Annotated in this window: 3 protein-coding genes and 1 pseudogene; all 4 read right to left on the bottom strand. The window is 39.3% G+C overall.

Annotation, left to right across the window (positions count from 1 at the left end; all coding sequences use genetic code 11):
• Positions 1-53 precede the first annotated feature (53 nt).
• On the bottom strand, positions 54-326 hold the full coding sequence (locus DW650_RS19220; RefSeq protein WP_279217097.1) for a helix-turn-helix domain-containing protein: 273 nt from the start codon (positions 324-326) through the stop codon (positions 54-56).
• A gap of 170 nt (positions 327-496) precedes the next feature.
• A complete protein-coding gene (locus DW650_RS19215) occupies positions 497-793 on the bottom strand; it encodes a hypothetical protein (RefSeq protein WP_243103034.1) in 297 nt (98 codons plus the stop codon).
• Positions 794-1,163: 370 nt separating this feature from the next.
• Positions 1,164-1,553: a hypothetical protein gene (locus tag DW650_RS19210; RefSeq protein ID WP_118210873.1), complete on the bottom strand. Its 390-nt coding sequence runs from the start codon at positions 1,551-1,553 to the stop codon at positions 1,164-1,166.
• A gap of 15 nt (positions 1,554-1,568) precedes the next feature.
• Positions 1,569-3,082: pseudogene (locus DW650_RS20280) on the bottom strand (hypothetical protein); the annotation flags it as partial.

The raw sequence follows: 3,082 nt of genomic DNA, 5'->3' as shown, positions 1-3,082 counted from the left end.
AAAAGAGTGTATCAGAAAAATATAGTTGCTGACAGATACGGATGATTACGTACTTACCTCTGTTCTGCGCTCAACTGTTTCCATCTTGAAATCAGTTCTTTCTCTTCGTCTGTTAATTCAATTAGATTTCCATCTTCGCAGAAAAATTGAGATAACGTCATTTGAAATGCGTTGCATATTGCTTCTAATGTTGGAAAAGTCGGCGCATTGTTCCGGTTAAACATATTTGCCACTGTGGAATGCGACAAATTCGCTTCTTTAGCTAAGCGGTATTCCGTCCAACTGCGCTCTTCAATTAATTCACGTATTCTACCTTGTATATCCACCCTAACACCTACCCATCTGTGTCTATTATACTGCCCAATTTGATGGTATGATACGATGAATAAGTAGATATATTGTTGCCATTTTGGGTTGTATATTAAAGATTGCAAAGTAGCTTGTTCTAATCTTCTAATTCAACCTAATAATTTAAAAGTCAGAATAACCAACATATTCATTTTTCCCACTCTTTCGTCCTTTCTTCTGAAAGACAACGATATCGTGGATACACTGGCATATAATAAATTTCTGCAAAGCCGTTCACTCCATCAAGCAAAACCATTTCTTTTCCCCTGACCGGCACTTTATACATTTTTGATACATCCCAAAACATTTTCGACACCAGCAAAAACGGTTTTTCTATCACATCAGAAAACAGTGTATCCTGATTTTCTTCCAAAAAAAGAATGGTTCGCTCCGGTAACTTCGCCAATTCTCTTCTTTGAACTGCCTGATAATCCAGTCTCTCCATCCAGTTTCAGATCCTCGGCACCGGATTCCCTGTTTCTTCCCAATTCAGCCGATAATTTTTCAATTTTACTTTGGTTAAATCATGTAGTTTCACGTCAACTTGATTCATTTTTCTTACACGCATAAAAACGCAGCTCTTTCGCAACAAAAAATTGTTTTGAAAGTAGTGCGTTAATATCAGCTTATTGGAACTAAATATTCAGTTTTGATTTCGAATGTCCTTAAGTGCACCCAAATGGAAAATTTCGCCCTATAATCATTAATCTACATGAATGAACCGCCTTCGGCGAGTTTGAGATTCAGTCTGTGTTGTTTTTTTACTCATTGCTATGATTATGGTAATGCTTTAAGGAAAAGGATGTTAGACGTCCTTATGTTGAGGCATAATAAATAATATTTATACTACTAATATTACTTCGTGCATCATAAATCGACTTGATTTCTCCCCACTCAAAGTTACTATTTTCAAGCACTCCAAGCTCCTTCAGGATTACATCATGCAAGTCTTTTCTTTTAGATTCATCTTTCTCTGAATACTCCTCATCACAACAAATTAAAGATAACATATATATTTTCCCGTCTCTAAAGAATAAACTAACTATATATTTTCTATTTTTTATAATCTGTGGTCCATCCAAGTATATAATTCTGATGCCATCTTGATTTGTATAATATTTTGTTTCTTTAAATTGCTCAAATGTGAAATTAGGCTTAACAACCAGTTCATTATCAATTTCTACAATTCCTTTGCTTATATCCATCTTATAGTCAGCTCCTTATTTATATAACTTAATATTATCTACAGGTATTAAAATACCTTTGCTTATCAAATCTTGAACATCTGGAACATAATATTGTGGCAGTCCACCGTTTCCAAATTGTGGATTTGCATTTGTGATTCCATATGCACTAGCAACATCTTCATTAAACAAATAGCCTTGCATCTCGCCCCTATAACCATGCATAGGATTTTTCTCTACTTGCAGTCCCTCAAATATTGTTGTTGCATTTCTTCCCGATTGTTCAATTGCGTCCAAAGTAGTAAAATACTCTGTTCCATTAGGCTCACCTCTATACAAGATGGTTCCTTTGTTAACAGTAACATCTGTATATTCATCAATCCCTATATATTTTCCAGAACCTTGCCAACTTCTAGCCAATTGAGAAGGAGTTGCATTTTCCCACGTCACATTATTATTTCCATAGGTTTCTCTAAAATATCTGCACCATTCTTCTCCCGAATAACTATTACTACCACTCTCAAGAGCCTCACGCATCGTAGCATCATAATTTGCAAAAATACTTCTTAACTTATTCTGTGTTGCTGCCATTATCCCATCAAGGATTTCTCCTATGACAACACCTGTTACAAAATCTGCCACCATCTGTCCTGGATCAAAAGCATATGCCCACTTCTCATCCCATGACATACTGTCATCAAAGACTGCATACGCAAGTCTTTCACCTGCTGATACCGCCGTATCTACAACACCTTCAGTCAAACGATGTGCTCCCGGAAATTTTGCTCCAAATGCCCCCGTTATAAAACCACTGACAGCCGATATTCCTACATCCCGAAAAGCTTCTTTCGCACTTCGGACATTTCCGGTTGAAATCTCCTCTCCTGCTTTCATCGCTGTCGTAGATAATGCACCAATACCCGCACCTATAAACGCCCCGGCTAAAATACTTCCAGCTCCAAGCGTTGCTATACTAATTGCGGCACCAATGGCACATACTGCAACTACTCCAAGACCGATTGCAAGGTTTCTCGTAAATCCATCCCAGTCAAATTCACCCTCCTTAGGTGCATCATCATAGGGCGGATACCCAGTATACTTACTGGCTGATATTCCTGCCAGCCTGCCCAGCATATCCACACTGCCGTTCACACAAAGACTGGATGCCCCTTCTGCATACAATGCCATGATATCCGACATTCCCTGCATGGCAATCCCTGTCATGCTCTCCAGCCGGATTCCTTCTTTTGCCATCAGGACCAGTCCGCCATTACTTTCTATGGTAGTCCCTGTTTCATCCTCAAAGGTAATCTTTCCTGTCTCCCCGCCATCTAATCCCATGCTCTGCGGATACAGGTCCATTCCTTTCCCATGCTCTGACCGGAAACTTTTCTTCTCTGGACTTCCCGTCCCCTCACAGATGCTTCCATTGGTACGGATACACCCTGTCGCTATTCCCTGCGCCTCATCTCCATTTCCTATATATAATGATGTTTTTGTTCCCTTCTGCGGCATACAGTACATCAGGTTTCCCGTCGCCGGGGCAAATC

The organism is Roseburia sp. AM23-20 (assembly GCF_003470905.1).
Taxonomy (GTDB): Bacteria; Bacillota; Clostridia; order Lachnospirales; family Lachnospiraceae; genus Roseburia; species Roseburia rectibacter.
Note: the sequence above shows the minus strand (reverse complement) of the source record. Positions and strands in the feature narration are given on the sequence as shown.

Bases quoted from the DNA above. Each gene is read 5' to 3' on its own strand.
- DW650_RS19215 (WP_243103034.1), bottom strand. From the start codon at position 793: ATGGAGAGACTGGATTATCAGGCAGTTCAAAGAAGAGAATTGGCGAAG.
- DW650_RS19210 (WP_118210873.1), bottom strand. From the start codon at position 1,553: ATGGATATAAGCAAAGGAATTGTAGAAATTGATAATGAACTGGTTGTT.